This is a genomic window from Bradyrhizobium sp. BWC-3-1 (genome assembly GCF_032917965.1).
GTDB lineage: Bacteria > Pseudomonadota > Alphaproteobacteria > Rhizobiales > Xanthobacteraceae > Bradyrhizobium > Bradyrhizobium canariense_D.
Map to the genome: position 1 here is coordinate 3,395,237 of NZ_CP136625.1, position 26,407 is coordinate 3,421,643.

Below are 26,407 nucleotides of genomic sequence, written 5' to 3' on the forward strand. Positions count from 1 at the left end.
GCCTACGCTCCATCAGGTCAACGTCTCGGTTTGTGCGATGATCGCAAACCGGTCCGACAATTCGGCCAGGGCGACCTCGTGGATGATCCTTGCGGAGAGCGCTCCGCCGCGGCCGTCGGGAAGATCGCGTGTGGCGCAGGCATCGGCTGCGATCGTCGTGCGCAGGCCGACGTCGAGCGCGGCGCGGGCGGTCGAGCTGATGCACATATGGGTCATGAAACCGGCCAGCACGGTGTTCGTGCGTCCGGTTGCGGCCAGCCGGACTTGCAGGTCGGTGCCGGCAAAAGCGTTCGGCAGCGCTTTTTCGATCACGGCTTCGCTGGCGAGCGGCGCCACGTTCCTGACGATCGCGCCGCGCGCGGCCTCGCGGTCGAACAGGCTGCCGGCACGTCCCTTGTGCGCGATATGGAAGATCGCAGCGCCGCTCGCCCTCGCGCGGGCGAGCAGGCGCGCGGCGGCGGCGATTGCGGGCTCCGCGTCCGGCAAGGCGAGCGGCCCGGCGCAATATTCGTTCTGGATGTCGATTAGCACGAGGCAGGAATCGGCGAGCCTGGGCGGAGTGAGATCGGCGCCGGACAATTCAAGCAAGGTTTTTGGGGCGGTCATGCGGGTCGGGCCTTCCTAAGGCATATCGGAGGCGCCACAGTAGCGCGGCGGCGGCCTGCCAATGTGCAGGACTATTGCAGCATATGGCTGCAAATTTGCAGGAGCCCGTCGGGCCTGCTAGGCTCATCGCCATGAACTGGGACGATCTGCGCATCATCGCCGCGGTCAGGGACGAGGGCACCTATGCCGGCGCCAGCGCGCGGCTGCGCATCGACGAGACCACCGTCGGCCGCAGGCTCGCGCGCATCCAGCGCGATCTCGGCGTGCCGCTGTTCGATGCGGTGGACGGCCAGCGCCGGCCGACGCGGAGTTGCGAGGCGGTGCTGGCGCATGTCGAGGCGATGGCCGCACATGCCGCCGAGATCGGTCGCGTCGGCGAGAGTCTTGCAGGCCCGGTGGGACGCCTGCGTATCGCCTCCACCAACACGGTTGCCGAGGAGGTTCTGTCGCCGCGCGCGAGCGACTTCCTGCGCGCCAATTCCGGCCTGACGCTGCAATTCCTCACCTCGAGCGAGAACGTCAAGTTCTCGCGCTGGGAAGCCGATCTCGCTATCCGGCTGCGCAAGCCCGACAAGGGCGACTTCGCGATCTCCAGGCTCGGTGACGTCAAGCTCTATTATTTTGAGCCTGTCACGACCGAAGGCGAGCCGGTGCTGTGCGCCTATCCGGACGAACTCGGTGCCATTCCCGAGATGCAATTCCTGCGTATGAAGCAAGCCCACGCGCGCTGCGTTACCGACAACGTTCGCGTCATCCGTAACCTGATCCGCGCGCATCAGGCCGCCGGCGTGTTGCCGGAGCATGTCTGCGCGGACTTACTCGGCGATCGCCGCCTGCGCGCCACGCTGCTGCCTGGGCGCCGCGACGTCTGGCTGCTGGTGCAGAACCATCTCAAGCGCGATCCGGCGACGCGGCTCACCATCGAATGGATCCGCCGCTGCTTCAGCGATCTCGCGCGCGGTTGATTGCGACCCGTGAACGCGATCCGCGCGCGGCGCGACCAAGTTATGGGATTGCGTACGCGCGAGGGTTGCGTAATCTCGCGACGACTACGGGCTTGATCAGGGCAGGCGCATGACCACTCTTCAGGAAACCATCCACCCGCAGGCCAAAGCGCGGGAATGGAAGGCGATCGTCATCCTGATCCTCCTGATTCCGGTGCTGTGGTCGCCGCCGTTCCTGTTTCGCATCTTCCTGTTTCAGCCGTTCAACATCCCGTCCGCCTCGATGACGCCGACGCTGGTCGTCGGCGACTACGTCTTTGCTGCAAAATATGCCTATGGCTATGGCCGCTATTCGTTTCCCTTCGCGCCGTCGTGGATCTCCGGGCGTTTCCGGGCCACCGATCCCGAGTATGGTGACGTCGTCGTGTTCCGGATGCCAAAGGACACCGCGGTCGACTATGTCAAGCGCGTGGTCGGGCTGCCCGGTGATCGCATCCAGATGCGGCAGGGCCAACTCATCCTCAATGACCGCCCGGTGACGCGCGTCGCTCTGAAGCAGGCATTCGCCGGCTCCACCTGCGACGTGGATGACGGTGCGAAGGCCAAGCGCTGGCGCGAGACGCTGCCGAACGGCGCGTCCTACGTGACGCAGGACTGTGTCGACAACGGCTACTACGACAACACCGACGTCTACACCGTGCCGCCGGGCCATTTCTTCGTGCTCGGCGACAATCGCGACAACTCGAGTGACAGCCGCGTGATGTCGTCGATCGGATTCGTGCCGATGGACAATCTGGTCGGCAAGGTGACGCGGATATTCTGGTCGCTCGACCAGCACGGCGAACCGCACATGGAGCGGCTGGGGAAGGTGTGGTGAAGCCCCACTGTCATTCCGGGCTCCGCGCTGCGCGCCGCTCCGGGATAGGACCACCGAAGAAAAACAAAACCCCGGCATCGCTGCCGGGGTTTCGCATTTTGTCGTTTGCCAGGATGGCTGGATCAGAAATCCATGCCGCCCATGCCGCCGCCCGGGGGCATCGCGGGGCCGGAGCCGCCCTTCTTGGGCAGCTCGGCGACCATGGCTTCCGTCGTGATTAAGAGCGCCGCAACCGAGGCTGCGTTCTGGATCGCGGTACGGACCACCTTGGTCGGGTCGATGATGCCCTTCTTGACGAGGTCGACATATTCGCCGGTCTGGGAGTCGAAGCCGTAGGCGTACGACTTGTTCTCGAGGACCTTGCCGACGATCACCGAGCCGTCTTCGCCGGCGTTGATCGCGATCTGGCGAGCGGGCGCGGAGAGCGCCTTGCGCACGATCTCGACGCCGGTCTTCTGGTCGTCGTTCTTGGTGCGCAGGCCCTTGAGCTGCTCGGAGGCACGGAGCAGGGCGACGCCGCCGCCCGGGACGATGCCTTCTTCCACAGCCGCGCGGGTCGCATGCATCGCGTCATCAACGCGATCCTTGCGCTCCTTCACCTCGACCTCGGTCGCGCCGCCGACGCGGATCACCGCGACGCCGCCTGCGAGCTTGGCAAGACGCTCCTGGAGCTTCTCACGGTCGTAGTCCGAGGTGGTTTCCTCGATCTGCGCCTTGATCTGCGACACGCGCGCTTCGATGTCGGCCTTCTTGCCGGCGCCGTTGACGATCGTGGTGTTCTCCTTGTCGATCATCACCTTCTTGGCGCGACCGAGCATGTTGAGCGTGACGTTCTCGAGCTTGATGCCGAGATCTTCCGAGATCGCCTGGCCACCGGTCAGGATCGCGATGTCCTGCAGCATGGCCTTGCGGCGATCGCCGAAGCCCGGAGCCTTGACGGCCGCGACCTTCAGGCCGCCACGGAGACGGTTCACGACCAGGGTGGCAAGCGCTTCGCCTTCGACGTCCTCGGCGACGATGACCAGCGGCTTGCCGGTCTGCACCACGGCCTCGAGCAGCGGCAGCAGCTCGTTCAGCGAGGAGAGCTTCTTCTCGTTGATGAGGATGTAGGCGTCGTCCATCTCAACGCGCATCTTGTCGGCGTTGGTGACGAAGTAGGGCGAGATGTAGCCGCGGTCGAACTGCATGCCCTCGACGACGTCGAGCTCGGTCTCGAGCGACTTGGCTTCCTCGACGGTGATGACACCCTCGTTGCCGACCTTCTTCATGGCGTCGGCGAGGAACTTGCCGATCTCCGCGTCGCCGTTGGCCGAGATGGTGCCGACCTGGGCGATCTCGTCGTTCGAGGTCACCTTCTTGGAGTTCTTGACGAGGTCCGCAACGACGGCTTCGACCGCGAGATCGATACCGCGCTTCAGATCCATCGGGTTCATGCCGGCGGCAACCGACTTGGCGCCTTCGCGCACGATCGCCTGGGCCAGCACGGTCGCGGTGGTGGTGCCGTCGCCGGCCGCGTCAGCGGACTTGGAGGCGACTTCGCGCACCATCTGCGCGCCCATGTTCTCGAACTTGTCCTCGAGCTCGATCTCCTTGGCGACGGTGACGCCGTCCTTGGTGATGCGGGGAGCGCCGAACGACTTGTCGAGCACGACGTTGCGGCCCTTCGGACCGAGCGTGACCTTCACCGCGTTGGCGAGAATGTCGACGCCGCGAAGCATCTTGTCGCGCGCATCGACCGAGAATTTGACTTCTTTAGCTGCCATCTGGATTTTTTCCTTAGGTGTTTAACTGGATAAGAGAGGGGCTCTTAGGCCGCCTTCTTCTTGGAAGCGGGGACGTCGAGGACGCCCATGATGTCGCTTTCCTTCATGATCAGCAGGTCGACGTTGTCGATCTTGACCTCGGTGCCGGACCACTTACCGAACAGCACGCGGTCGCCGACCTTCAGGTCGATCGGGATCAGCTTGCCAGCTTCGTCGCGGCCACCCGGGCCGACGGCGACGATCTCGCCCTGCGAGGGCTTTTCCTTCGCCGTGTCGGGAATGATGATGCCGCCAGCGGTCTTCTCTTCTGCGTCGATGCGCTTGACCACGACGCGGTCGTGAAGCGGACGGAAATTCATGCAGTTCTCCTAAGCTTTTGCACGATTTGGGAATTTTGGGTTGTTAGCAGTCTGCGCCGGCGAGTGCCAGCGCAGGCACAACTGAGATAAGGCAGGATTTTGGCGGGAGCAAGGGCTTGTAGCAGAAAAATAGCACTCGGAGGCGCCGCCTGCCAAAATCTCTTTCCATCGTTAATCGCGCTCGGCGCAGTATTAGCACGGAGCTAGATCTGCTGCTAACGCATTGAATTTCAACAGCTTGTTAAACTTTTGGGCTTGAGATGGATTGTCAGTTTGCGTCACATTTCTCTTATGTGAGCGCATCAGCAGCGGGTGGCTCTTAAGGCGCACCGGAAAGCCACCCCTTGAATGCGCTCCTGCAAAGGAGGTTGGCATGGGCTTGCGGAGTGGAGCCGTTTCGGACGATTTCCGGAAACAGCTGCTGGGTTACGGAATGACGACGGCGCAGATTCTCTACCGGATGCCGGATCATCCCTCGCTGCTCCAGACTTACGTCTGGCAGGACTACGACATGTTTCCGAAATTTCCGGCGCTGAAGGATTTTCTGGCGTTCTGGCAGGAAAAGCTCGACGGACCGCTTCACTCGGTGACAGTGGCGCATTCCAAGCTGATCAAGCCGGCCGAGTTGCGCGCGGTGGACGGCGTACTCCGGCTGCATTGAAGGGCGGAGCTGTAGGGTGGGTTAGCGTCAGTGTAACCCCCCATGCCTCAACGCTTGCGCAAAGAAGTGGTGGGTACGTTAGCGCTAACCTACCCTGCGATTTCGCATTCTGTGCTAGCCTCTCCCCATAACAACAGGGGAGGCCGCCCATGGCCAAGAAAGCAAAATCGCGCAGCGCATCGCAAGCCGCGGTGAAGAAGCGTAGCGGGGCCAAACCCGCAGCACGATCCACGGCGCGCACGGCGGTGAAGGCAAAAGCCCCCACGACAACGGCAAAGTCATCCGTCAAGAAACCGGCGCGGCCCAAGCAGCGCATTGCGATCAGCCATCACCGCGAGGAAGACTTCAAAGCCGACGGTCTGCGTACCTACGCGAAATATCGCGACCTCGGCATCGCCGCCGCCAGCCACGGCCTCGCGCAGGCGCACGTGATCCGGCTGCAAGGCCCCTGCAATCCGGACGAAGTGTCGAAGCTGCACTTTCACGACGTCGAATTCCAGATGGTCTACGTGCTCAAGGGCTGGGTGAAGACCTATATGGACGGAGAGGGCGAGACGCTGATGAAAGAAGGTAGCGCCTGGACCCAGCCGCCAAAGATCAAGCACATGATCCTGGACTATTCGGACGACGTCGAGCTGCTGGAGGTGATCCTGCCGGCGGAGTTCAGGACCGTGGAGTTGAAGGCGTAGGCGAGGCGGAGATCAGCCGCCGTCGTTGCAATAGCGTTTCCACATCGCGCGATAGGCATCGTCCACCGCTTGCACGTATGAGATTGGGTTGCCGGCGGCGGCAGCCCTGATCTGTCCGGGCAGTTCGCCGCGCAACTTATCGAGCTCGCCGATCTGCAACCCACGGCTCGCTGCGATTTCGACATAGGCCTCATCGCTGTCCGCGACCCACTCCGGCAGGCCCAGCGCGGTGAGGATGGAGCCGGCAGCACGGCTCGGCAGGCTGTGACCGAGCTTCGCCACCACCGGCACGCCCATCTGCAAGGCTTCCCACGTGCTGACGCCGCCATTCTGCGGGAATGGGTCGAGGCCAATATCGACGCGATTGAACGTTGCCAGATGTTCGTCTCGCGACGTGGCTCCGAGCAGATCGACGCGTTCGGCCGGCAACTGGCAAGCGGCAAACCGCGCCAGCAGATTGTCGCGGACCAGCTGAGCGTCCAGTGCAGTATCCTTGATCAGCAGTCGCGAACCCGGCACCCGCTCGAGAATCCTAGACCAGACTTCCACCGCCTCGTTCGAAATCTTGCTGATGCGGTTGAAGACACCGAATGTGATGAAGCCGTTCGCGAGCGCCGGCGTCGGCGCCCGCGCAATCCCGGGTGGCAGCGGCGCCAGCGTCACAAAGCACGGCAGGTCAACGATGGTCTCCGCAAACAGATGCCGAACCGCGGCAGGAATCGCGACCGGGTCCGAGAATAGATAATCGATGGTTGGCAACCCGGTCCCGGTACCATGGCCCCAGCCATGCGCCTGAATAGGTGCCGGTTTGCGCGCAAACACACCGAGGCGGTTTCCGCTGGTGTGGCCGGACAGATCGATCAGGATATCGACGCCGTCGGCGCGGATCTGAGCGGCGAGGCGATCGTCGGACCATTGCGAGGCGTCGCGCCAGCGATCGGCGATCCCCTGAAACTCGCGGGTCGTCGCGTCCGTTTTCGGTGAACAGGCGTAGCACACGATCTCGAACTGTGCCCGATCATGGTGCTGCAGGACCGGCTTGAAAATGAACGCCGCTGAATGTGTGTGAAAATCCGACGAGACATAACCCAGCACCAGACGGCGATCCGGATCGCGGCTGTTCTCATGCGGTCCCGCCGCTGCCGAGGCGATCTTCGCGCCGATCTGCTCCCACCATACATGTCGCGCTTGCTGATGCTGCGCAACGCTGGCGTCGGCCATGAAATCGAGGGTGAATATCTTGCTGGAGATCGTGCTCTGATCAGGCTCGATGTCGAGAGCTCTGTCGAAACTGGCGAGGGCTTCGTCGACCCGGCCAAGTGCCGCGAGACATTGGCCGAGCAGGCTGTGGGCCTGAGAGAAGCCGGGATCGGCCGCGAGAGCCTTCTCGCAATCGGACAATGCTTCGGCAACTTGCCGGGTCAGGAGCAAGATACTGGCCCGCCAGAGCCATCCATTCGCGTCGTCGGGTGCGAGGGCGATTGCGCGATTGCAATCCGCCATGGCTTCGTCAAATCGCTGAAGCTCCCGCAATGCAACGGCGCGGCTCGACAGCGCCGAGGCGTAGTCAGGCTTGATCGATAGCGCGCGGTTTAAGCTTGCGATCGCTTCGTCATAGGCGCGCACACGGCAGAGCGCCCAACCCCGGCCGTTATGGGCTTCGGAAAGTCTTCCGTCGATTGCGAGCGCCTTGTCGTAGCTCTCGAGCGCTTCCTGGTAAAGTTCAAGGGCCGCGCTTGCGTTGCCGAGATTGGACAGGGCCAAGGCGTAGTTGGGTCGAAGGGCGAGGGCCTTCCGATAGCTCTCGCGGGCCTCATTGTGACGTTTCAGCCCGTTGAGCGCGACGCCCAGGCTCATATGGGCTTCGGCAGATCGCGGATCCAAGGCCACCGCTCGGCTCAGCAAAATTTGCGCCTGCCGATAGTTTTTGGATTCAGACTCCAAAGCGCCCAGCAAATGCAGCGCGATGAATTGGTCGGGCGCAAGCTCCAGGAGTTCGCGATAGGCCGTCTTTGCCTCGGGGAGAAGTCCCGCCTTGTGCAGCTGGAGGGCGCGCGCGAGCAACGGCCCTAGCTCGGCTTTTTGCCGTTTCTGAAGCCGGGCATTTTGAAATGCCCGCTGGCCTGCGCTGTTGCTCATGAATCAATTCCAGCCGAATCTCCTGAAGAGATTAACATGGAAGGATTGTCGCGATTGCGCTGCGCCCCATCGGAGCTGCGAGGGCGCCAGCCTCACACAAGCTTCACGTCAACACCCCCACCACTGCTCCCATCAGGCACGTCGTCAGCGTTCCCGACACGATCGACTTCAGCCCGAGCGCATTGATTTCCTCGCGCCGTTCCGGCGCCATCACGCCGAGACCGCCGATCATGATGCCGAGGCTGGCGAAATTGGCGAAGCCGCACATCGCATAGAGCATGATCAGGCGCGAGCGCGGATCGAGCGTGCCGGGCGGCAGCTTCGAGAAGTCGACATAGGCGATCAGCTCGTTCAGCACGGTTTTCGTGCCCATCAGGCTGCCGGCGGTGATCGCCTGATCCCACGGCAATCCCATGAGCCAGCACACCGGCGCCATCACGAGGCCGAGCAGGCGCTGCAACGAGATCGCAGCGCCGCCGACATCAGGCAGCAGGCCGAGGATCGCATTGACGAGATAGACCAGCGCCACCAGCACCAGCAGCATGGCGACGATGTTGATCAGCAGCTCGATCCCCGCGCCCGTCCCTTTCACGATCGCGTCCATCGTGCTGGAGACCTCCATCTCGGGAGCCTCCAGCGCGCCGCCGGTGCGCTTGTCGGATGTCTCCGGCACCATGATGAGGCTGACCAGGATCGCGGCCGGGGCACCCAGCACCGAGGCGATGACGAAATGGGCGGCTGCGTCGGGAATGAGGGGAGCAAGGAGCGTCGCATACAGCACCAGCACCGTGCCGGCGATGCCGGCCATGCCGCCGGTCATCACCAGGAACAACTCGCTGCGGGTCATTTGCGCGAGATAAGGCCGCACGAACAGCGGCGCCTCGACCATGCCGAGAAAGATGTTGGCGGCGGTCGAGAGTCCGACCGCGCCGCCGACGCCGAGCGTCCGCTCCAGCAGCCAGGCCATGCCGCGCACGACCGGCGGCAGCACGCGCCAATAGAACAAGAGCGTCGTCAGCACGCTCATGACCAGCACGATCGGCAGCGCCTGGAACGCCAGGACGAAATCGGCACCCGGTGCTTTCAGGTCGAAGGGCAGGGGACCGCCGCCGACATAGCCGAACACGAAGGAGGAGCCGGCGCGCGAGGCCGCCGAGATCGCGCCCACCGCGTCGTTGATGGCACCGAACGCGCGCGCGACGACGGGCACCTTCAGGAGAACGATCGCGGTGACGAAGGTGGCGACGAGGCCGATCGCCGCCTGGCGCAGCGAGGCCGCGCGGCGATTCTCGCTCAGGACCAAGGCGATCAACAGCAATGCGAAAACGCCGAGTGCCGATTGCAGCCGCAGCATGATGTCCCCAAACCCCGATGATTATGGCCACCCCTGCGTTGCAAACGCAATGCCGGGAGATTGTCGAAGCGTCTCGCTGTTGACAAGCAGGTCCGCGTCAGCCACGCGGAGCACGTCGACATCAGGAGCCGGATAGCCCGAGCGTGACCGAAGAGGCGATGCCAGACCAGCCCATATCGGGAAACCCGCCGGTCAGTGCCCGCGCGCTCCTCTCCCATCGCGCCTTTCTGTTCTTTCTGCTCTCGCGCAGCCTGTCGCGTTTCTCCAGCCAGATTGCGGCGGTCGCGATCGGCTGGCAGATCTACGATCTCACCGGCTCGGCCTTCGATCTCGGCATGGTCGGCCTCGTGCAATTCCTGCCCACGGCGCTGCTGGTGTTCATCGCCGGCCATGCCGCCGACCGCTACGAGCGCAAGCGCGTGGTCCAGCTCTGCCAACTCGTGGAAGCAGCGACCGCGCTCTATCTCGGCGTCATCACCTATCTCGGCTTGGTCAGCGAAGTTCAGATTTTCGTGGCCACCTTCGTGCTCGGCATTGCCGGCGCGTTCGAGAGCCCGACCACCGCGGCGCTGCTGCCGGCGATCGCGCCGCAGGGCTCGCTCCAGCGCGCCACCGCCGTCTCCAGCGGTGCGGCGCAGGTCGCGACCATTACCGGTCCGGCGCTAGGCGGTTTTGCCTACGCGGTTGCGCCGCATCTCGCCTACGCGGTGATGGTGCTGTTCTGGATCTTCGGGATGATCCTGACCGGCTTCATCCGCCCGCGCCCGCAGGCGATCGCCAAGGATATGGCGGGAGCCGACAATATCTTCGCCGGCGTCCGCTTCATCCGCGGCAATCCGGCGATCCTCGGCACCATCTCGCTCGATCTGTTCGCGGTGCTGTTCGGCGGCGTCACCGCGCTTCTGCCGATCTATGCCCGCGACATCCTCCAGACAGGTCCGATGGGACTCGGAATCCTCCGCGCCGCGCCCGCGGTCGGCGCGCTGCTGATGACCATGGTGCTGGCCCGTCACGCCTTTTCGCGGCATGTGGGCCTGCGCATGTTTCAGGCAGTGATCGTGTTCGGCGTCGCAACGATCGTGTTCGCGCTGTCGTCCTGGATGTGGCTCTCGGTGCTCGCGCTCGCCGTTCTCGGCGCGGCCGATACGATCAGCGTCGTGATCCGCTTCTCGCTGGTGCAGCTCGCGACGCCCGACGAGATGCGTGGCCGGGTCGGTGCGGTGAACTTCCTCTTCATCAACGCCTCCAACCAACTCGGCCAGTTCGAGAGCGGGGTGGCTGCCGCACTGTTCGGCGCGATGCCGGCAGCCGTGCTGGGCGGCGTCTGCACGGTTGCGGTGGCGCTGTTGTGGATGAAGCTGTTTCCGAGTCTGCGCCGGGTGGAGAGTTTGGAGTAGGAGCTCGCTCTCTCCCCGTCATTGCGAGGAGCCCGCGACAAATTGTGAAGTAATTTTGCGCTGGCGCGACGAAGCAATCCAGAATCTTGCCGCGGTGGTAGTCTGGATTGCTTCGCTGCGCTCGCAATGACGATTGTTGAAGCAGTGCGGAGATTTAGCCGACTTCACGTCCGCTTGCGGAGCGAGGCTGCAACCCCATGCCGCCTACTGTGCATGGGGTTGTTTTCGCGTTTTCTGATTCAGCCCCGTCCCACGAACGGCATCTTGGTTGCCATGACGGTCATGGTCAGCACGTTGGCATCGAGCGGCAGGCCGGCCATGTAGGCAACGGCATCGCCGACCGCCTTCGCGTCCATGCGCGGCTCCTGCTTCGACGTGCCGTCGGGCTGCAGCACGCCGGGACCGTTGACCATGCGGTCGGTCATGGGCGTTGCGGCATTGCCGATGTCGACTTGGCCGACCGCGATGTCGTACATGCGCCCGTCGAGGTTGGACGCCTTGGTGAGGCCGGTGATGGCGTGCTTGGTCGAGGTATAGGCCGCCGAGAATGGCCGCGGCGCATGCGCCGAGATCGAGCCGTTGTTGATGATGCGGCCGCCGCGCGGGGTCTGGTCCTTCATGATGCGGAAGGCGTGCTGGGTGCACAGGAACGGTCCGGTGAGGTTGGTGTTCACCACCGCCTGCCACTGCTCGAGGCTGAGATCCTCGAAATTCACCGGAGGGGCGCCCATGCCGGCATTGTTGAAGAGCACGTCGAGCCGGCCACAGGTGGCCTTCACCTTGTCGAACAGTGCCGCAATCGAGTCCGGCTTGGTCATGTCGGCGGTGACGCAGAGGCTTTTTCCCGCGGGGCCGAGCTTGGCCGTCTCCTCGAGCATCTCGGGCCGGCGCCCGACCAGCACCACGGTGAAGCCTGTGTTCATCAGCGCCAGTGACGCCGCGCGCCCGACTCCAGTGCCGGCGCCCGTCACCACTGCGATCTTTTTCGCTTCACTCATCGTTTCCTGCCTTTTCTCTTGATCTGTCAGGTTTTGGATTCTTTTTCGTTCTTGTAGGGCGGCCGCGGAATGTTCTGATGCGCGGCGCGCAAGGCCGCCGACCAGCGCGAGCGCAAATCGTGGAAATAGGGCTCGCCCGCCTCGATGCGGTGGTTGAGGTCGGCCTCGCAGGCGTCGGCGCGCACCACCAGAACGTCGATCGGCAGGCCGACGCCGAGATTCGAGCGCATGGTCGAATCCATCGAGATCAGCCCGGTCTTCAGCGCCTCGTAGAGTTCGACGTCGTAATGCATGGCGCGGTCGAGCACCGGCTTGCCGTATTTGTGCTCGCCGATCTGCAGATAGGGTGTGTCGGTGGTGCATTCGATGAAATTGCCGGCGGTGTAGACCATGAACAGGCGCATGCGCGCGCCGTTGATCTGGCCCCCGAACAGGAAGGACACGTCGAACGATACGTCCTCAGACCTCAGTGCGGGGCCCTCGGTCGCGTGCACGGCCCGGATCGCCCGGCCAATGCGCTGGGCGGCCTGGAACATGGTCGGCGCGTTCATCAGCGTCTCGATCTCACCGGTGTCGGGGTCTTCGAGGCCCTCGGTCAGCGTCGAGAGCACCGACTGGCTGATGGCGAGGTTGCCGGCGCTGGCAATCGCCATGATGCGGTCGCCGGGCTTGGAGAAGATGTGGAGCTTGCGGAAGGTCGAGACGTTGTCGAGGCCGGCATTGGTGCGGGTGTCGGCGATCATCACCAGACCGTCCCGAACCAGAATTCCGCAACAATAGGTCATTTCCTGTCCCCGAACGCGTTTGCGCGGATTACTAGCCAATTTCAAGGGCCGCTCCAACCCCCGATTGCCGCGGGGCGGCAGGGTGGAAACCGACCGTGGGTGAGGGGCGCGCGGGGCGCGGCTCAGCTCTGCCGCTGGGACTGCGATTGCGACTGGCCGCCACGGCCGGCCTGCTCGACCTTGACCGCCACCGACAGCGTCTCCGCGCCGCCGCCATAGCGGGTGCCGCGTACGGGGGCGGCGCCGAGATAATCGAGCCCGATCGCGACGCGGACATGGGCGTCGGTGGCGCAGATGCTGTTGGCGGGATCGAAGCCGACCCAGCCGAGACCGTCGACATAGGCCTCCGCCCAGGCATGGCCCGCGTCCTGATGCACCGTACCGTCGGAGCGCAGGAAATGGCCGGAGACGAAGCGCGCCGGCACGCCGCCGCTGCGGGCGCAGGCGATGAAGATGTGCGCGTAGTCCTGGCAGACGCCGCGCTTGAGCGTGAACGCTTCCGCCGCCGACGTGCCGCTGTTGGTGGGGTCCTCGTCGAAGGTCATGTGATCGCTGATTTGCGTCATCAGCGTGTGCAGGAAGCCCAGCGTGTCGCTCTCGGCCTCGCTACGCAGCTGGCGCGCGACCGCATTCATCGCCGGATTGACCGTGGTAAGGTCGGTGGCGCGCAAGAACATGCCGGCGGGAAAGCGCTCGTCGGCGCCGCGGAGAACGCCACCGGTGTCATGGGTCTCGATCAGGCCCTCGGCGGTGATCTTGATATCGCCGACCGGTCCGCAGGACAGCACATGGGTGACGTTGCCGAACGCATCCTCGTGGGTGTCGAGCTTGGTGTCGGTCGACACGTCGATCTGCCACTCCGCCACATATTGCCCGTCATGGCTGCCGGGCGTCATGCGCAGGATCTGGATCACGCTCGTGGCCTGCGGCTCGTAGCGATAGGTCGTGGTGTGCAGGATTCGCAGGCGCATGGTGGACCGTTGTTGTAGCGTCATCGATCCGGGCTAGCCCTGCGGGCGTCCCCGGAATGGCAGCAGTATCAGATCAAATACTGCTTCGTGATGATTTCGCCCAGCCTGGAATTGTCCAAGATGAATTCCTGAATGAATTCATGCACGCCATGCTGGAAAATGTCGTTCATATTGCTGTGTTCCAGCCGGTTGCGAATGCCGCGGGCATGGCGCTGGGCCGGACCCTGGCGGCCATAGGCGACGCCGATCTGATCGAGATTGCGCACCAGATTGCCGTAGCAGCTTGCGAGCGAACGCGGCAGCGAATCGTTGAGGATGAGCAAATCCGCGATCAGCCAGGGCTTCAGTGTCTCGCGATAGACCCAGTGATAGGCCGTCAGCGCCGAAACCGAACGCAGGATCGAGGTCCATTGGTAGAAATCCAGCGGGCCGCCGACATGCTCCTCCTCGGGCAGCAGCACATGGTATTTCACGTCGAGAATACGAGCGGTGTTGTCGGCGCGTTCGAGATGCAGGCCCATCCGCGAGAACCAGTAGGCGTCGTTGCGCAGCATGGTCCGGTAGGCCGAGCCGTCGAAGCGCAGCGAGGTCTCCTGCACGAAGCGCAGGAACTTTGCGAGATCCTCGCGCGTGGAGGTCCCTCTGCTCCAGACCTCCTGCAACTCGATCCAGGCCGAGTTGATGGTATCCCACATCTCGCTCGTCAGCGCTGTGCGCACCGAGCGCGAATTCAGCCGCGCGGCCTCGATGCAATTCCTGATCGAGGACGGATTATCCGCCGAGAACGAGAGATAATCCACGACGTTGCGCTCGTTGGCTTCTTCGTACTGCTGATAGAAGCTTGCGGCGACGCCGGCGGTCAAAAGCGCCGAGTCCCATTCGTTGGTCTTGCCGATATAGGCGGCGGGAAGCGCGGTGACGCGCAGCGTCGCATCGATGGTGCGCGCGAGATATTCGGCCCGTTCGACGTAGCGGGCGAGCCAATAGAGGTTTTCGGCGGTACGCGACAGCATCTCTCTACTCGTCCAGGATCCAGGTATCTTTGGTGCCGCCGCCCTGGCTCGAATTCACCACCAGGGAGCCTTCCTTCAGGGCAACGCGTGTCAACCCGCCGGGGACGATCGTGGTGCTCTTGCTGCCGGTGAGCACGAACGGCCGCAGGTCGACGTGGCGGGGCGCAAGGCCGGATGCCGTGCAGGTCGGGCAGGTCGAGAGCGCCAGCGTCGGCTGCGCAATGAAGCCCTCGGGCTCGCGTTTGAGCTTCTCGCGGAAGGCTTCAATCGTCGCCTTGGTCGCGGCAGGGCCGATCAGCATGCCGTAGCCGCCGGAGCCGTGCACCTCCTTCACGACGAGCTCGCTCAGATGGTCCAGCACATAGGCGAGATCCTTCGGCTCGCGGCAGCGCCAGGTCTGCACGTTCTTCAGGATCGGCTCCTCGCCGAGGTAGAATTTTACGATGTCCGGCATGTAGGAGTAGATCGCCTTGTCGTCGGCGATGCCGGTGCCGACCGCGTTGGCGAGCGTGATGTTGCCGGCCGCATAGGCCGACATCAGCCCGGGCACGCCGAGGGCGGAGTCGGGCCGGAAGGTGAGGGGATCGAGGTAGTCGTCGTCGACGCGGCGGTAGATCACGTCGACCCGTTTCACGCCCTCGGTCGTCCGCATGAACACTTCGTTGTTCTTGACGATGAGGTCACGGCCCTCGACCAGCTCGATACCGAGCTTGTCGGCGAGGAAGGAGTGCTCGTAATAGGCCGAGTTGTAGACGCCCGGCGTGAGCAACGCGACGGTCGGCTCGCCGGAGGCGCTTTGCGGCGCCACCGAGCGCAAGGCGGATAGCAGCTCGTCCGGATAGCGTTCGACCGGCGCCACCCTGTGGCGGGCGAACAGGTCCGGAAACAGCCGCATCATGATCTCGCGGTTTTCCAGCATGTAGGACACGCCCGAGGGCGTGCGTGCATTGTCCTCCAGCACGATGAAGTCCTCGGCATCGACCCGGACGATGTCGATGCCGGCGATGTGCACGTAGACGTCGTGCGGCACCTGCTGGCCGTTCATCTCGGGACGGAAGACCGGGTTCTGAAAGATGAGGTCGTCGGGCACGATCTCGGCACGGAGGATATCGCGGCCGTGATAGATGTCGCGCAGGAACATGTTGAGCGCGCGCACGCGCTGCTTCAGGCCCCTCTCCAGCAGCGCCCATTCCTTGCCGGACATGATCCGCGGGATCACGTCGAAGGGGATCAGGCGCTCCGTGGACTCGGAGTCGCCATAGACCGCGAAGGTAATGCCGATGCGGCGGAAGAGGAGCTCGGCCTCCTGGCGGCGATATTCGAGCGCCTCGGGAGGCGTCTCCTTGAGCCAGCGCGCCAGCTCCTGATAGGCGGGCCGAAGGTCCCCACCGGGAATGTTCATTTCATCAAACGCGACTGCCATAGATCCCGACTTGTCTCCGCAAGTGCGTTGCGCCATTCGACAGGTCGCGAGGCCCTGGTGAAGACCGCAACGTCCTGGCCATGCGGCAAGAGTGCATGACTTTCATGCGGTAGCAAGGGCCGGGCCAGCGCGATAAGCATGGGGAGAGGACATTTGCCGGGGATGGCCGGCGGCTTGCCTGAAAAAATGGCTGAGGACTGCTTATTTCGGCAGCAAAACCGCGTGACTTCAACGCGTTACCTCGGCAAAGTCGGGCCGATAGGTGAGGGACTTGAGGTAATGAGCGAGATCGTCACGGCGGGTATTCTGGTCATTGGGGACGAAATCCTGTCCGGCCGGACCAAGGACAAGAACATCGGCTTCATCGCCGAATACCTGACCAATATCGGCATCGACCTGAAGGAGGTCCGGGTCGTCTCCGACGACGAGTCCGACATCATTGCCGCGTTGGATGCACTGCGGCATCGCTACACCTATGTCTTCACCACAGGTGGCATCGGGCCGACCCATGACGACATCACCGCTGATAGCATCGCCAAGGCGTTCGGCGTCGGCATCGACCATCACCCGGAGGTGGTCGCCCGTTTCCGCGAGCGCTGGAGCGAGCAGGACCTCAACGAGGCCCGCCTGCGCATGGCCCGCATTCCTGATGGTGCCGAGCTGATCCAGAGCGCGACCATCCTCGCCCCCGGCTTCAAGATCGGCAATGTCATCGTGATGGCGGGCGTGCCCTCGATCATGCAGGCGATGATGGACATCGTCTCACCCAAGCTGAAATCGGGCGTGCGCATGCTCTCCGAATCGGTCCGCGCCAATGCGCGGGAAGGCGACATCGGCAGCCCGCTGCGGGCGATTGCCGCCCAACATCCCGACACCATCATCGGCAGCTATCCCTTCATGGATGAAGAGCAGAAGCCGAACACCAATCTGGTGGTGCGCTCGCGCGATGCGGACAAGCTCGCAGCCGCAATGGCGGCGGTGAAGGAAATGCTGGCCGGATTGAACATCACCCGCTAGCAACCTAGCTGCCGGCAGACGAAGCAGGAGACGACGATGGCTGGTGAAGCACCGGAACTAAGTCCGGAAGAACGGGCGGGCCGCCCCTTTCCGGTGTCGTGGGACCAGTTCCACCGGGATTGCCGGGCACTGACCTGGCGGCTCAATGAAGTTGGTCCGTTTCATGCGGTGATCGCGATCACCCGCGGCGGGCTTGTGCCGGCGGCGATCGTGGCGCGCGAGCTTGGCGTGCGCGTGATCGATACGGTCTGCATCGCCAGCTACGACCACGACAAGCAGGGCGATCTCAAAGTGCTGAAGGGCATTTCCGAAGACGTGATGACGCTTGGCGGCGGCACCGGCAAGGGGCTCCTGATCGTCGACGATCTCGTCGACACCGGCAAGACCGGCAAGCTGGTGCGCGCGATGCTCCCCGACGCGCATTTCGCAACCGTCTACGCCAAGCCGAAGGGACGTCCGCTGGTCGATACCTTCATCACCGAAGTCTCGCAGGACACCTGGATCTTCTTCCCCTGGGACACCGCGCTGTCCTATCACCCGCCGCTTCGCGACGGGGCGGCGTGATTATCGCCGTCATTGCGAGGAGCGAAGCAACGAAGCAATCCAGGCTACCTCCGAGGATGCATTTCTGGATTGCTTCGCTTCGCTCGCAATGACCGGTGGAGGCGACCATGCCCCTGCAAAACCGCGTCACGCCGACCGGCGAGATCATCGCGACACCGCACCGCGGCATGTTCACCGGCAACCGCGGCATCATTCATGATCCCGCGACGAAGACGCTGCTGAAAAAGCGATGGTCGTCGCCGGCCTGGATCACCTGCCTGTGCGAATTCCGCGGCTGGCGTCGGCCGGTGATGGCGCGGCGGAGCTGGACCGAGCTGTTCTTCCTCGACGAGGCCACGGCTTTTGCCGCCGGCCATCGGCCCTGCTTCTTCTGCCGCCGCGACGATGCCAAGCGATTTCGCGTTGCATGGGAGATGGGCAACGACGCCCGCGGCATCAGCGCCAAGGCGATGGATGCCGTACTGCATCGGGAGCGGCTCGATCGTGGCAAGAAACGGCTGCATGTGCTGTCGATGCCGCTCGCGGAATTGCCTGACGGCGCGATGGTGCAACAGGGCGATGACTGCTTCCTCCTCGCGCAGGGCAAGGCGCTGCTGTGGTCACCCGCGGGCTACGTCCTGCATCCGAGCGCCCTCGATCACCCGTTGCTGTTGACGCCGCCTTCCACGCTGCGCGCGATCATCGCTGGATATCAACCTGTGCTGCATCGGACCGCGCGCCGCTAGCGCAGCGGCTTGCCGTGCTCATCCACTGTGGTCCGCGCATCGCGCAGTGCCCATTCGCGGATCACTTGGCGGCAGCGCGTCAGCTCGGCTTCGCTCGCGGCATTCGCATCCTTCGACGCACGCTCCACGATTGCCTTGCAATTGAGAAGCACGGAACGATCCTCTGCGCGCGCCGACAGCGCGAACGCGGCAAGCGTTGCAATGGTGAACGCCAGACGGATCACATCCCTAACCCAGCTTCTCGCGTGCCAGCGCGGCACCCGCGCCGAGCGCCATCAGCTTGGCTTCGGCGATCTCGCGCCGCATCGGCGCCATGCCGCAATTGGTGGTGGCGATGATGTTGCTCTTGGGCACGAATTTCGACACCGCGTCGATCACCTGCACGACATCCTCCGCCGTCTCCACCGTGTCGCTGGCGACATCGATCACGCCGGCCTGCACGATCTTGGACTTGAGCAGCGCAAGCAGGTCAAGCGGCACCTTCGAGTTGCGGCACTCGATCGCGACCTGCTGGATCGGGCTGGCGTCGATCGCGGGAAATATCTGCTCGTACTGCCGCCATTGCGCGCCGAGCGTTTCCTTCCAGTCGGTGTTGGCCTTGATGCCGTAGCCGTAGCAAATATGCACGGCGGTGGCGCAGGTCAGGCCCTGCGCGGCGCGCTCCAGCGCCTTGATGCCCCAATCGTTGACCTCGTCCATATAGACGTTGAACGCGGGCTCGTCGAACTGCACGAGATCGACGCCGTCGGCCTGGAGCGCCTTGGCTTCCTCGTTCAGCAGTTCGGCGAACGCAAAGGCCATCTTGACGCGGTCGCCATAGTAGCGATCGGCAATGGTGTCGATGATGGTCATCGGGCCGGGCAGGGTGAATTTCAGCTTCTTCATCGTGTGCGCGCGGGCGACACGCGCCTCGTCGGCGTGGACGCGGCTCTTCAGCCGGAGCGGGGCGACGACCTGCGGCACCATCGCCTTGTAGCGATCCTTGCGGATACCCATCTCGACCTTGTGGGCGAAATCGATGCCCTCGATCTTCTCCAGGAAACCGTGGACGAAATGTTGCCGGGCCTGCTCGCCCTCAGTGACGATGTCGATCCCGGCGTCCTCCTGGACTTTAACGGCAAGCATCGTCGCATCGCGCTTGGCGCGGACGAGCTCGTCGCCTTGCGACTTCCAGGGCGCCCAGAGCATGTTGGGTTCGGCGAGCCATTCCGGCTTCGGCAAGGAGCCGGCGATCGTGGTTGGAAACAGCATGGCGGCCCTCTCGGCGGGTTATGATTGCGCCCCTTCCTGCCATGTCTTAACGTCGAGGTACAGAACAACAAAAGTCGCCTTGAAACCGGCGGCGCCGGACCGGAAACGCCATGATCGAATTCTTCTTCGACTGTTCCAGCCCCTGGACCTATCTCGCCTTCCACAACATCCAGCCGCTGGCCAGGGAGGTTGGCGCGGAGATCATCTGGCGGCCGATCCTGGTGGGCGGCATCTTCAATAAGGTCAACCCAAGTGTCTACGCGCAGCGTGAGACGCCGGTGCCGCTGAAGGCGCGCTACATGAAAAAGGACCTTGCCGACTGGTCGCGCTCGGCCGGTCTCGCGATCAAGATGCCGCCGACGGTATTTCCGGTGAACAGCGTGAAAGCGATGCGCGGCTGCATCTGGCTCGGGCAGGAATCGGTGCCTTTCGCCACGGCGGTGTTCGAGACCTATTGGGGCGAGGACAAGGACATCTCGCAGGATTCAGTGCTCGCGGAGATCTGCAGGAAGGTCGGCGTCGATGAGCAGAAATTCTTCGCGGGCATTTCGGGGCAGGGGATCAAGGATCAGCTCAAGGCCAACACCGAAGAAGTCGTCGCCCGCGGCGGCTTTGGCTCGCCGACGATCTTTCTCGGCAAGACCGACATGTATTTCGGCAATGACCGCCTGCCGTTGATCCGCGAGGCGCTGCTGCGCGGCAAGGCGAGCGCGGCCTGATGGTGCGGGCTGTCGTTTGCCGCGCGCTCGGCGCGCCCGAAAAATTGCAGCTCGAAGAGTTTCCGTCGCGCGAGCTGAAGCCGGGCGAAGTGCGCGTCGCGATCCGTGCCGCCGGCCTGAATTTTCCCGACGTGCTGATGGCGGCCGGCGAATACCAGCTCAAGCCGGAGCTGCCGTTCACGCCGGGCATGGAGGCGGCCGGCGACGTGACCGAGGTCGGCGCAGAGGCGAGTGGCGTCTTCCTCGGCGACAAGGTCATCGTCAAGATGCGACACGGTGCCTTCACGGATGAAGCCGTGGTGACACCGTCGCAGCTCACCCCGATGCCATCGACGTTCGACTATGCGGAAGCCGCGACCTATCTCGCCGGGCACGGCACCGCCTATCACGCGCTGATCGACCGCGGCCGGGTGGCGCCGGGCGAGGTGCTGCTGGTGCATGGCGCCGGCGGTGGCGTGGGCCTTGCTGCCGTGGAGATCGGCAAGATGCTGGGTGCCACCGTAATCGCGACGGCGTCCAGCGACGAAAAGCTCGCGATCGCCAAGGCGCGCGGCGCCGATCATCTCGTGCGCTACGACCGCGAGCCGTTTCGTGATGTTGTCAAACGTATTACCGACGGGCGCGGTGCCGACGTCGTGTTCGATCCCGTCGGCGGAGAAGTGTTCGAAAACTCGATGCGTTGCATCGCCTGGGGCGCACGGCTGCTGGTGATCGGCTTCACCGGCGGCATCGGCTCGGCGAAAACCAATCTCTTGCTGATCAAAGGCGCCAGCGTGCTCGGCGTGCGTGCCGGCGAGGCCGTGCGGAAAAATCCAGCGCTTGGCGAAGTGCGCCTGAGGGCGCTGCTCACATGGGCGGAAGAGGGCAAGCTGCGCCCTAACGTCTCGCATCGCCTGCCGCTGGAGGAGTTTGCGCCGGCGATGCGGTTGCTGATCGACCGCAAGGCGATCGGGCGTGTGGCGCTGGTGATGGACTAAGCGCCTACAAGGTCACTTGTACTCCCGCTCAGTCCACCACGGGAAATAATCCGGCATGTCGCTCGATACCTTGTTCTTGAACTGCGCGGGGCGCTTTTCCAGGAACGACACCACGCCTTCCTTCACGTCGTCGGAGCGGCCGCGGGCGTAGATGCCACGGCTGTCGACCTTGTGGGCTTCCATCGGGTCGTCAGCGCCCATCATGCGCCACATCATCTGCCGGATCAGCGCCACCGATACCGGCGCGGTCTTGGCCGCGAATTCCTTGGCGAGCGCCCGGGCGGTCGGCAGCAGATCATCGGGGGCCACGACCTTGCTGACGAGACGTCCTGCGAGGGCTTCCTGCGCCGGGAAGACGCGGCCCGAATAGCACCATTCCAGCGCCTGCGAGATGCCGACGATGCGCGGCAGGAACCAGCTCGAGGCCGCCTCCGGCACGATGCCGCGCTGGGAGAACACGAAGCCGAAGCGCGCGGCATCGGAGGCGATGCGGATGTCCATCGCGAGCTGCATGGTAACACCGATGCCGACCGCGGGACCGTTCACCGCGGCAATCACCGGTTTCAGGCATTTGAAGATGCGCAGTGTCACCTGGCCACCGCCGTCGCGCACCTGAGAATCACTGTAGTCGACCTTGCCGTCGGCGAAGCGCTTCACCGGTCCGCGACGCGCGTCGCGATCAAAGGTGTCCGCGCCCGACGAAAGATCGGCGCCCGCGCAAAACCCGCGACCGGCGCCTGTGACGATGATGGCGCGGACGTCGTCGTCCTTGTCGGCGGCGTCGAACGCGTCGATCAGCTCTCCTTGCATCTGCGCGTTGAAGGCGTTGAGCTTGTCGGGCCGGTTCAGCGTGATGGTGAGGATCTGCTCGGCGACCTCGTATTTGATCGTCTCATACGCCATGGTGGTTTCCTTCCCTGTCCTGAATTCTGTCTCGAAGAGACGTCATGCATAGCCGCCAGCGTCCGTCTTGCGCGGACTGGGCATGTGGCGGCCAGTAAGAGAACGCGGATGGCCAGTCTAAACAACAAGCCCGGCCATGACGGAGTGTATCTAATTCGCCGGCGGGCTCGGCCAGGGCTTCTGCGGCCCGCGCAGGCTCTCGAAAGCCTTGGCCATGCCAAGCACGCCGATATCGTCGAAGCGGCGGCCGACGATCTGCACGCCGATGGGAAAACCCTTGGCGTCGAAGCCGCCGTTGATGGAGATCGCCGGATTCTCCGACATATTCCATGGCACGGTATAGGCAATGTGTTCGAACGGCTTCATGGGATCGTTGGTCGGCGAGGCCCACTCCGCCGGATAATTCACGTTCGGCGCGGTCGGCGAGATCACATAGTCGAGCTCGCAGAACAGCTTTGATGCCGCAGCGCGGATTGCCATGGTCTGGTTGAAGCCCCTGATGACGTCGACGCCCGAGAGCTTCGCGCCGGACTCGCCCCACTTGAAAATGTAGGGCAGCACCTTTGCCTGTTCGGCCGGCGTCAGCTTCGACAGATCATCCCACATCCGTGCGCGCCAGAAGTTGTCGAGGCCGTCGAGCATCTCGCGCGTGAGGATGCCGTCGACCTCGGTGACGACGGCGCCTGCGGATTCGAACGCTTTCGCCGCCTTTACCGCGACCTCGCGCACCGGTTTCTCCAGCGCGAGGCCAACGCCGGGATCGAGCATCAATCCGATGCGCAGTTTGCGCGGGGATTTCTCCGGCCCCTTCCAGTTGAGGGGCTCCGCTGGAAGGCTCATGCCGTCGCGCCGGTCGGGTTTTGCGATCACGCTCATCATCAGCGCGCAATCGTCAACGGTGCGGGTCATGGGGCCGGCGACGCGGCCGACATAGGTGGGATCGATCGGCACGCGGCCAAAGCTCGGCTTCAATCCGACGAGGCCGCACCAGCCCGCGGGCAGGCGGACCGAGCCGCCGATATCGGTGCCGAGATGCAGCGGACCATAGCCAGCCGCCGCAGCGGCGCCCGCGCCGGCGCTGGAGCCGCCGGGGTTCTTGGAGAGGTCCCAGGGATTGCGGGCGAGCGCGTGGAAGGAGGACAGCCCCGAGGACAGCATACCGTAATCGGGCATGGTGGTCTTGGCAAAGATGATCGCGCCGGCTTCGCGCAGGCGCGCGGCGGGCGGTGCGTCCTTCTCGGCCGGCACGAGCTTGACGCTGGCCGCGCCCAGCGGCACCGGCACGCCTTTGGTCGCGATGTTGTCCTTCACCGTCACCGGCACGCCGTCGAGCGCTCCGGACGGCTCGCCCCCGGACCAGCGCGCGGTCGAGGCCTTCGCGGTCTCGCGCGCGCCGTCGGGATCGAATGCATAAAGCGCCTTGAGGTGCGGCTCCCACGCGGCGACGTGCGCGAGCACGTCTTCCAGCACCTCGCTCGGCGAGAACTGCTTGGCGCGATAGCCCGCGATCAGATCGACCGCAGAGAGATCGTGCAGCGAGGTGACTTCCTCTTCGACACCCTTTTTATGCATGGGCACCCGCCGGCATCCGGGTCTCGATGATCCGGGCGAACATGCTGGCACCGATCGGCAGGATCTTGTCGTCGAGCACGAAGCCGGGATTGTGCACGGGCACCGAGCCGTCGTGGCCGACCCAGAAATAGGCGCCGGGAATGGTTTGAAGCATGTCGGCAAAATCCTCGCTGCCCATCTTCGGCTGGGCGCGGGTGATCACGTTGGCGGGGTCGACGATGGTGCGCGCGACCTCCTCGACCACCTTGGACTGCTCGACCTGGTTGACCAGCACATCGAAGGTGTCGCGGATGTCGACGTCGATCACGCACTGATAGGCGCTCGCAATGCCGGCGCAGATCGTGCGAATGCGTTCGCTGATCAGGATGCGGACTTCTTTCGAGAAAGTGCGGATGGTGCCGCAAAGATGCGCTTCGCCGGGGATGACGTTGTACGCCGAACCGGCGTGAATCTGCGTGATCGAGACGACGGCGGCCTGCAGCGGCTCGACGTTGCGGCTGACGATGGTCTGGATCGCCTGCGCCAGCGTGGTCGCGATGATCACCGCGTCCTTGGAGCGTTCGGGCATCGCACCGTGCGCGCCGTAGCCAGTGATGCGGAGGTCGAAGAAGTCGGCGCTGGCCATCGCGGGGCCGGGCAGGATCGCGATCTCGCCGTGGTTGAGGTCGGGCGCGTTGTGCAGGCCGTAGAGTTCGTCGCAGGGAAATTTCTCGAACAGCCCGTCCTTGATCATCGCGCGGGCGCCGCCGAGACCTTCCTCGGCCGGCTGGAAGATCAGGTGCACTGTGCCGTCGAAGTTCCTGGTTTCGGCGAGGTAGCGCGCGGTGCCGAGCAGCATGGTGGTGTGGCCGTCATGGCCACAGCCGTGGAAGCGGCCGGGGATTTTCGAGCTCCATTTCAGATTGGTGTTCTCCTCCATCGGCAGCGCGTCCATGTCGGCGCGAAGCCCGATACGCTTGCCGCTCGAACCCTTGCCCTTGATGACTCCGATCACGCCGGTGCCGCCGAGACCGCGATGCACCTCGATGCCCCAGCTCTTCAGCTTGTCCGCGACGATTCCGGAGGTGCGCACTTCCTCGAAGCCGATTTCCGGATGGGCGTGAAGGTCGCGCCTGATAGCAGTGAGTTCGTCGGCATAGCCGTCGATGCGGTCGATCGTGGGCATGTGTTCTGTCCAGTTAGCGTGAGGAGGGAGTGAAAATCGGGCCGTTCGGCTTGATGCGGATGCCCGGCCGCAGGCGCGTCCATGGCAGCGTGGCTGTGTCCGCGGGCATCGCGCCGGGGGCGGCGCAGATCATCAGCTTTTCTGCGATCGGCTCGAAATCGGCGCGGAAGTGCACCGAGCTCTTGTTGACCAAAATCTTCTCTTCGGTCGGCTCGATGCCGACATAGCGGTACATTGCCTGATCGGCGAGCTGCGCCTTATGCGAGGATACGACGACCCGGACATCGCCAATGCGAAGGCAGGCCGACGGGCCCATCTCCATCTCGCGGCCGCCGTAGTAGGGCCCGGGGGCGATGAAACGGCCGTCGGAGAGTTGTTCAACGACGAAGGTCGCACGATAGGGCTCGTCGCCGGGAATGCCGGACTTGCCGCCGAGCGACAGCGTCACGGTGGCACCGGCGCCGGCTGCATGCGCGGCCTTGGCCGATTCCGGATCGTAGATCGCGCCGGTCGCGGCGCTGGCCTTGTTGCGGACCAGCGCGCGTAGCATGCCGGTGGTGTCGGAATCGCCGCCGGCGCCGGGATTGTCCTGGGTGTCGGCGATGATGATCGGCTTGCTGGCGCCCTTCGAGAGTTCCATCGCGTGGCGTACGCCGTCATCAGGTGACCAGATCTTGCCGTCGAAATCGTCCTCGTGGCTTTCGATCAGCTTCACGATCGCATCCGCCGCGCGGTCGCCATCGGCTTGCGTCTTGCCATAGGCGAACACGCTCGGCCCGCAATCGCGGAAATCGGCGGCGGGGAAGCCGGGCGCGAAGGACAGCGTCGGAACCGCGTCGTTCTCCAGCGCGGCAAGCTTTTCGTAGATGCCCTTGGTCGGCTGGTCGTTGGTGCACTGCCAGCTGATCGGAATCAGGAACGGCAATTGCCGGAAGGCCTTTGCGAAACGCTGCTTTGTCTTCAGAAGCAATGCGAGATGTTGCGCGCAGGCGCGGCCGGTCTCGGCCATGTCGATATGGGGATAGGTGCGGTAGGCGATCAGCGCGTCCGCATGCTCTATCATCTCGGGCGTGACGTTGGCGTGCAGGTCGAGGCTCGCGACAAGCGGAATGCCCTTGCCGATGACGCGGCGCACGCGCGCGAGAATCTCGCCTTCGCCGTCGTCGAGATGTTCCGTGACCATCGCGCCGTGCAGATCGAGATAGACGGCGTCGATCGGGCCGGCGGCGGCAATGCCATCGACCATGACCTTCACGATGCGCTCGAAGGCGTCCTTGGTGACATGCGCCGAAGGGCTCGCGCCGCAGGCAATCGTCGGAACGAGTTCCCAGCCATGGGCCTCGGCGCTGTCGACGAAACCGGCGAGGCCGACATTGATGCGGCGCATCACCTTCAACACGTCGGGACCTTGCGTCATCGCCGGCCAGCCGCCGCCGTGCTGGAAGTCCGCGAACGTCGCCTTCGTCGGAGCGAAGGTGTTGGTCTCGTGCAGGAAGCCGCCGACGGCGATACGTGTCATCAACTCAAGTCCAGCA

At 64.1% G+C, this 26,407-nt stretch carries 26 protein-coding genes; 10 read left to right on the forward strand and 16 right to left on the reverse strand.

Annotated features, from left to right (window positions below):
• Positions 1-12: 12 nt before the first annotated feature.
• Entirely contained in the window at positions 13-606 is a 594-nt protein-coding gene (locus RX329_RS16265) for a cysteine hydrolase family protein (protein ID WP_317246126.1), read from the reverse strand.
• 131 nt (positions 607-737) lie between these two features.
• On the opposite strand from RX329_RS16265, the gene RX329_RS16270 reads away from it, so the two are divergent.
• Together RX329_RS16270 and lepB are read left to right on the forward strand one after the other, a co-directional pair.
• Entirely contained in the window at positions 738-1,571 is an 834-nt protein-coding gene (locus tag RX329_RS16270) for a LysR family transcriptional regulator (RefSeq protein ID WP_018455621.1), read from the forward strand.
• A gap of 109 nt (positions 1,572-1,680) precedes the next feature.
• A complete protein-coding gene (gene lepB / locus RX329_RS16275; RefSeq protein ID WP_085351090.1) occupies positions 1,681-2,427 on the forward strand; it encodes a signal peptidase I in 747 nt (248 codons plus the stop codon).
• A 122-nt stretch (positions 2,428-2,549) separates the two neighbouring features.
• Here lepB and groL read toward each other — a convergent pair whose 3' ends face one another.
• Together groL and RX329_RS16285 are read right to left on the reverse strand one after the other, a co-directional pair.
• Entirely contained in the window at positions 2,550-4,190 is a 1,641-nt protein-coding gene (gene groL, locus RX329_RS16280) for a chaperonin GroEL (RefSeq protein WP_085351091.1), read from the reverse strand.
• Positions 4,191-4,234: 44 nt separating this feature from the next.
• Positions 4,235-4,549, reverse strand: a complete 315-nt coding sequence (locus RX329_RS16285; RefSeq protein WP_007611913.1) for a co-chaperone GroES — start codon at positions 4,547-4,549, stop codon at positions 4,235-4,237.
• 373 nt (positions 4,550-4,922) lie between these two features.
• On the opposite strand from RX329_RS16285, the gene RX329_RS16290 reads away from it, so the two are divergent.
• Entirely contained in the window at positions 4,923-5,210 is a 288-nt protein-coding gene (locus tag RX329_RS16290) for an usg protein (RefSeq protein ID WP_317246127.1), read from the forward strand.
• 149 nt (positions 5,211-5,359) lie between these two features.
• The gene (locus tag RX329_RS16295) at positions 5,360-5,899 is read left to right on the forward strand and encodes a cupin domain-containing protein (RefSeq protein WP_085361709.1); all 540 of its coding nucleotides are present in this window, start codon (positions 5,360-5,362) and stop codon (positions 5,897-5,899) included.
• Positions 5,900-5,911: 12 nt separating this feature from the next.
• On the opposite strand, the gene RX329_RS16300 is transcribed toward RX329_RS16295, so the two are convergent.
• Together RX329_RS16300 and RX329_RS16305 are read right to left on the reverse strand one after the other, a co-directional pair.
• Positions 5,912-8,038 carry a tetratricopeptide repeat protein gene (locus tag RX329_RS16300; RefSeq protein ID WP_317246128.1) on the reverse strand — a complete coding sequence of 709 codons (2,127 nt, stop codon included), beginning with the start codon at positions 8,036-8,038 and terminating at the stop codon, positions 5,912-5,914.
• A 103-nt stretch (positions 8,039-8,141) separates the two neighbouring features.
• Positions 8,142-9,392 carry a NupC/NupG family nucleoside CNT transporter gene (locus RX329_RS16305; protein WP_085361711.1) on the reverse strand — a complete coding sequence of 417 codons (1,251 nt, stop codon included), beginning with the start codon at positions 9,390-9,392 and terminating at the stop codon, positions 8,142-8,144.
• Between the two features lie 158 nt (positions 9,393-9,550).
• On the opposite strand from RX329_RS16305, the gene RX329_RS16310 reads away from it, so the two are divergent.
• A complete protein-coding gene (locus RX329_RS16310) occupies positions 9,551-10,789 on the forward strand; it encodes an MFS transporter (RefSeq protein ID WP_317246129.1) in 1,239 nt (412 codons plus the stop codon).
• Between the two features lie 239 nt (positions 10,790-11,028).
• On the opposite strand, the gene RX329_RS16315 is transcribed toward RX329_RS16310, so the two are convergent.
• From RX329_RS16315 to RX329_RS16335, 5 genes are all read right to left on the reverse strand, one after another.
• The gene (locus tag RX329_RS16315; RefSeq protein WP_085351095.1) at positions 11,029-11,787 is read right to left on the reverse strand and encodes an SDR family oxidoreductase; all 759 of its coding nucleotides are present in this window, start codon (positions 11,785-11,787) and stop codon (positions 11,029-11,031) included.
• A 26-nt stretch (positions 11,788-11,813) separates the two neighbouring features.
• Positions 11,814-12,572, reverse strand: a complete 759-nt coding sequence (locus RX329_RS16320; protein ID WP_026232918.1) for a proteasome-type protease — start codon at positions 12,570-12,572, stop codon at positions 11,814-11,816.
• A 122-nt stretch (positions 12,573-12,694) separates the two neighbouring features.
• On the reverse strand, positions 12,695-13,543 hold the full coding sequence (locus tag RX329_RS16325; protein WP_007611900.1) for a transglutaminase domain-containing protein: 849 nt from the start codon (positions 13,541-13,543) through the stop codon (positions 12,695-12,697).
• A 68-nt stretch (positions 13,544-13,611) separates the two neighbouring features.
• A complete protein-coding gene (locus RX329_RS16330) occupies positions 13,612-14,556 on the reverse strand; it encodes an alpha-E domain-containing protein (RefSeq protein WP_018455303.1) in 945 nt (314 codons plus the stop codon).
• A gap of 4 nt (positions 14,557-14,560) precedes the next feature.
• Positions 14,561-15,979, reverse strand: a complete 1,419-nt coding sequence (locus RX329_RS16335) for a circularly permuted type 2 ATP-grasp protein (RefSeq protein ID WP_018455304.1) — start codon at positions 15,977-15,979, stop codon at positions 14,561-14,563.
• A 279-nt stretch (positions 15,980-16,258) separates the two neighbouring features.
• On the opposite strand from RX329_RS16335, the gene RX329_RS16340 reads away from it, so the two are divergent.
• The 3 genes from RX329_RS16340 (at position 16,259) to RX329_RS16350 (ending at position 18,285) form a co-directional block, all read left to right on the forward strand.
• Entirely contained in the window at positions 16,259-16,996 is a 738-nt protein-coding gene (locus RX329_RS16340; RefSeq protein ID WP_317246130.1) for a competence/damage-inducible protein A, read from the forward strand.
• 36 nt (positions 16,997-17,032) lie between these two features.
• The gene (gene gpt, locus RX329_RS16345) at positions 17,033-17,560 is read left to right on the forward strand and encodes a xanthine phosphoribosyltransferase (RefSeq protein WP_317246131.1); all 528 of its coding nucleotides are present in this window, start codon (positions 17,033-17,035) and stop codon (positions 17,558-17,560) included.
• Between the two features lie 107 nt (positions 17,561-17,667).
• On the forward strand, positions 17,668-18,285 hold the full coding sequence (locus tag RX329_RS16350) for a hypothetical protein (RefSeq protein ID WP_026232920.1): 618 nt from the start codon (positions 17,668-17,670) through the stop codon (positions 18,283-18,285).
• Here RX329_RS16350 and RX329_RS16355 read toward each other — a convergent pair.
• Both RX329_RS16355 and RX329_RS16360 read right to left on the reverse strand, forming a co-directional pair.
• Positions 18,282-18,509 (reverse strand): hypothetical protein, encoded by a 228-nt coding sequence (locus tag RX329_RS16355; RefSeq protein ID WP_085351097.1) that lies wholly within the window; start codon positions 18,507-18,509, stop codon positions 18,282-18,284. The two genes, RX329_RS16350 and RX329_RS16355, sit on opposite strands and share 4 nt — an antisense overlap.
• A 4-nt stretch (positions 18,510-18,513) precedes the next feature.
• The gene (locus RX329_RS16360; protein WP_204511612.1) at positions 18,514-19,536 is read right to left on the reverse strand and encodes a methionine synthase; all 1,023 of its coding nucleotides are present in this window, start codon (positions 19,534-19,536) and stop codon (positions 18,514-18,516) included.
• 110 nt (positions 19,537-19,646) lie between these two features.
• On the opposite strand from RX329_RS16360, the gene RX329_RS16365 reads away from it, so the two are divergent.
• Positions 19,647-20,255: a 2-hydroxychromene-2-carboxylate isomerase gene (locus RX329_RS16365; RefSeq protein WP_317246132.1), complete on the forward strand. Its 609-nt coding sequence runs from the start codon at positions 19,647-19,649 to the stop codon at positions 20,253-20,255.
• Positions 20,255-21,232: an NADPH:quinone oxidoreductase family protein gene (locus RX329_RS16370; protein WP_317246133.1), complete on the forward strand. Its 978-nt coding sequence runs from the start codon at positions 20,255-20,257 to the stop codon at positions 21,230-21,232. Before RX329_RS16365 ends, RX329_RS16370 begins: the two co-directional genes overlap by 1 nt.
• Positions 21,233-21,244: 12 nt before the next feature.
• On the opposite strand, the gene RX329_RS16375 is transcribed toward RX329_RS16370, so the two are convergent.
• The 4 genes from RX329_RS16375 to RX329_RS16390 form a co-directional block, all read right to left on the reverse strand.
• Positions 21,245-22,135: a crotonase/enoyl-CoA hydratase family protein gene (locus RX329_RS16375; protein ID WP_085351100.1), complete on the reverse strand. Its 891-nt coding sequence runs from the start codon at positions 22,133-22,135 to the stop codon at positions 21,245-21,247.
• A gap of 150 nt (positions 22,136-22,285) precedes the next feature.
• On the reverse strand, positions 22,286-23,707 hold the full coding sequence (locus RX329_RS16380) for an amidase (RefSeq protein ID WP_085361715.1): 1,422 nt from the start codon (positions 23,705-23,707) through the stop codon (positions 22,286-22,288).
• Complete coding sequence (locus RX329_RS16385) at positions 23,700-24,872, reverse strand: M20 aminoacylase family protein (RefSeq protein ID WP_317246134.1); 1,173 nt, start codon at positions 24,870-24,872, stop codon at positions 23,700-23,702. The genes RX329_RS16380 and RX329_RS16385 overlap by 8 nt, the downstream gene beginning before the upstream one ends.
• 13 nt (positions 24,873-24,885) lie before the next feature.
• The gene (locus RX329_RS16390) at positions 24,886-26,391 is read right to left on the reverse strand and encodes a M81 family metallopeptidase (protein ID WP_317246135.1); all 1,506 of its coding nucleotides are present in this window, start codon (positions 26,389-26,391) and stop codon (positions 24,886-24,888) included.
• Positions 26,392-26,407 lie beyond the last annotated feature (16 nt).

What these genes read in the sequence shown, in the direction of transcription:
- RX329_RS16265 (WP_317246126.1), bottom strand. Translation starts at nt 606, where the DNA reads ATGACCGCCCCAAAAACCTTGCTTGAATTGTCCGGCGCCGATCTCACT.
- RX329_RS16270 (WP_018455621.1), top strand. Translation starts at nt 738, where the DNA reads ATGAACTGGGACGATCTGCGCATCATCGCCGCGGTCAGGGACGAGGGC.
- lepB (WP_085351090.1), top strand. Translation starts at nt 1,681, where the DNA reads ATGACCACTCTTCAGGAAACCATCCACCCGCAGGCCAAAGCGCGGGAA.
- groL (WP_085351091.1), bottom strand. Translation starts at nt 4,190, where the DNA reads ATGGCAGCTAAAGAAGTCAAATTCTCGGTCGATGCGCGCGACAAGATG.
- RX329_RS16285 (WP_007611913.1), bottom strand. Translation starts at nt 4,549, where the DNA reads ATGAATTTCCGTCCGCTTCACGACCGCGTCGTGGTCAAGCGCATCGAC.
- RX329_RS16290 (WP_317246127.1), top strand. Translation starts at nt 4,923, where the DNA reads ATGGGCTTGCGGAGTGGAGCCGTTTCGGACGATTTCCGGAAACAGCTG.
- RX329_RS16295 (WP_085361709.1), top strand. Translation starts at nt 5,360, where the DNA reads ATGGCCAAGAAAGCAAAATCGCGCAGCGCATCGCAAGCCGCGGTGAAG.
- RX329_RS16300 (WP_317246128.1), bottom strand. Translation starts at nt 8,038, where the DNA reads ATGAGCAACAGCGCAGGCCAGCGGGCATTTCAAAATGCCCGGCTTCAG.
- RX329_RS16305 (WP_085361711.1), bottom strand. Translation starts at nt 9,392, where the DNA reads ATGCTGCGGCTGCAATCGGCACTCGGCGTTTTCGCATTGCTGTTGATC.
- RX329_RS16310 (WP_317246129.1), top strand. Translation starts at nt 9,551, where the DNA reads ATGCCAGACCAGCCCATATCGGGAAACCCGCCGGTCAGTGCCCGCGCG.
- RX329_RS16315 (WP_085351095.1), bottom strand. Translation starts at nt 11,787, where the DNA reads ATGAGTGAAGCGAAAAAGATCGCAGTGGTGACGGGCGCCGGCACTGGA.
- RX329_RS16320 (WP_026232918.1), bottom strand. Translation starts at nt 12,572, where the DNA reads ATGACCTATTGTTGCGGAATTCTGGTTCGGGACGGTCTGGTGATGATC.
- RX329_RS16325 (WP_007611900.1), bottom strand. Translation starts at nt 13,543, where the DNA reads ATGCGCCTGCGAATCCTGCACACCACGACCTATCGCTACGAGCCGCAG.
- RX329_RS16330 (WP_018455303.1), bottom strand. Translation starts at nt 14,556, where the DNA reads ATGCTGTCGCGTACCGCCGAAAACCTCTATTGGCTCGCCCGCTACGTC.
- RX329_RS16335 (WP_018455304.1), bottom strand. Translation starts at nt 15,979, where the DNA reads ATGGCAGTCGCGTTTGATGAAATGAACATTCCCGGTGGGGACCTTCGG.
- RX329_RS16340 (WP_317246130.1), top strand. Translation starts at nt 16,259, where the DNA reads ATGAGCGAGATCGTCACGGCGGGTATTCTGGTCATTGGGGACGAAATC.
- gpt (WP_317246131.1), top strand. Translation starts at nt 17,033, where the DNA reads ATGGCTGGTGAAGCACCGGAACTAAGTCCGGAAGAACGGGCGGGCCGC.
- RX329_RS16350 (WP_026232920.1), top strand. Translation starts at nt 17,668, where the DNA reads ATGCCCCTGCAAAACCGCGTCACGCCGACCGGCGAGATCATCGCGACA.
- RX329_RS16360 (WP_204511612.1), bottom strand. Translation starts at nt 19,536, where the DNA reads ATGCTGTTTCCAACCACGATCGCCGGCTCCTTGCCGAAGCCGGAATGG.
- RX329_RS16365 (WP_317246132.1), top strand. Translation starts at nt 19,647, where the DNA reads ATGATCGAATTCTTCTTCGACTGTTCCAGCCCCTGGACCTATCTCGCC.
- RX329_RS16370 (WP_317246133.1), top strand. Translation starts at nt 20,255, where the DNA reads ATGGTGCGGGCTGTCGTTTGCCGCGCGCTCGGCGCGCCCGAAAAATTG.
- RX329_RS16375 (WP_085351100.1), bottom strand. Translation starts at nt 22,135, where the DNA reads ATGGCGTATGAGACGATCAAATACGAGGTCGCCGAGCAGATCCTCACC.
- RX329_RS16380 (WP_085361715.1), bottom strand. Translation starts at nt 23,707, where the DNA reads ATGCATAAAAAGGGTGTCGAAGAGGAAGTCACCTCGCTGCACGATCTC.
- RX329_RS16385 (WP_317246134.1), bottom strand. Translation starts at nt 24,872, where the DNA reads ATGCCCACGATCGACCGCATCGACGGCTATGCCGACGAACTCACTGCT.
- RX329_RS16390 (WP_317246135.1), bottom strand. Translation starts at nt 26,391, where the DNA reads ATGACACGTATCGCCGTCGGCGGCTTCCTGCACGAGACCAACACCTTC.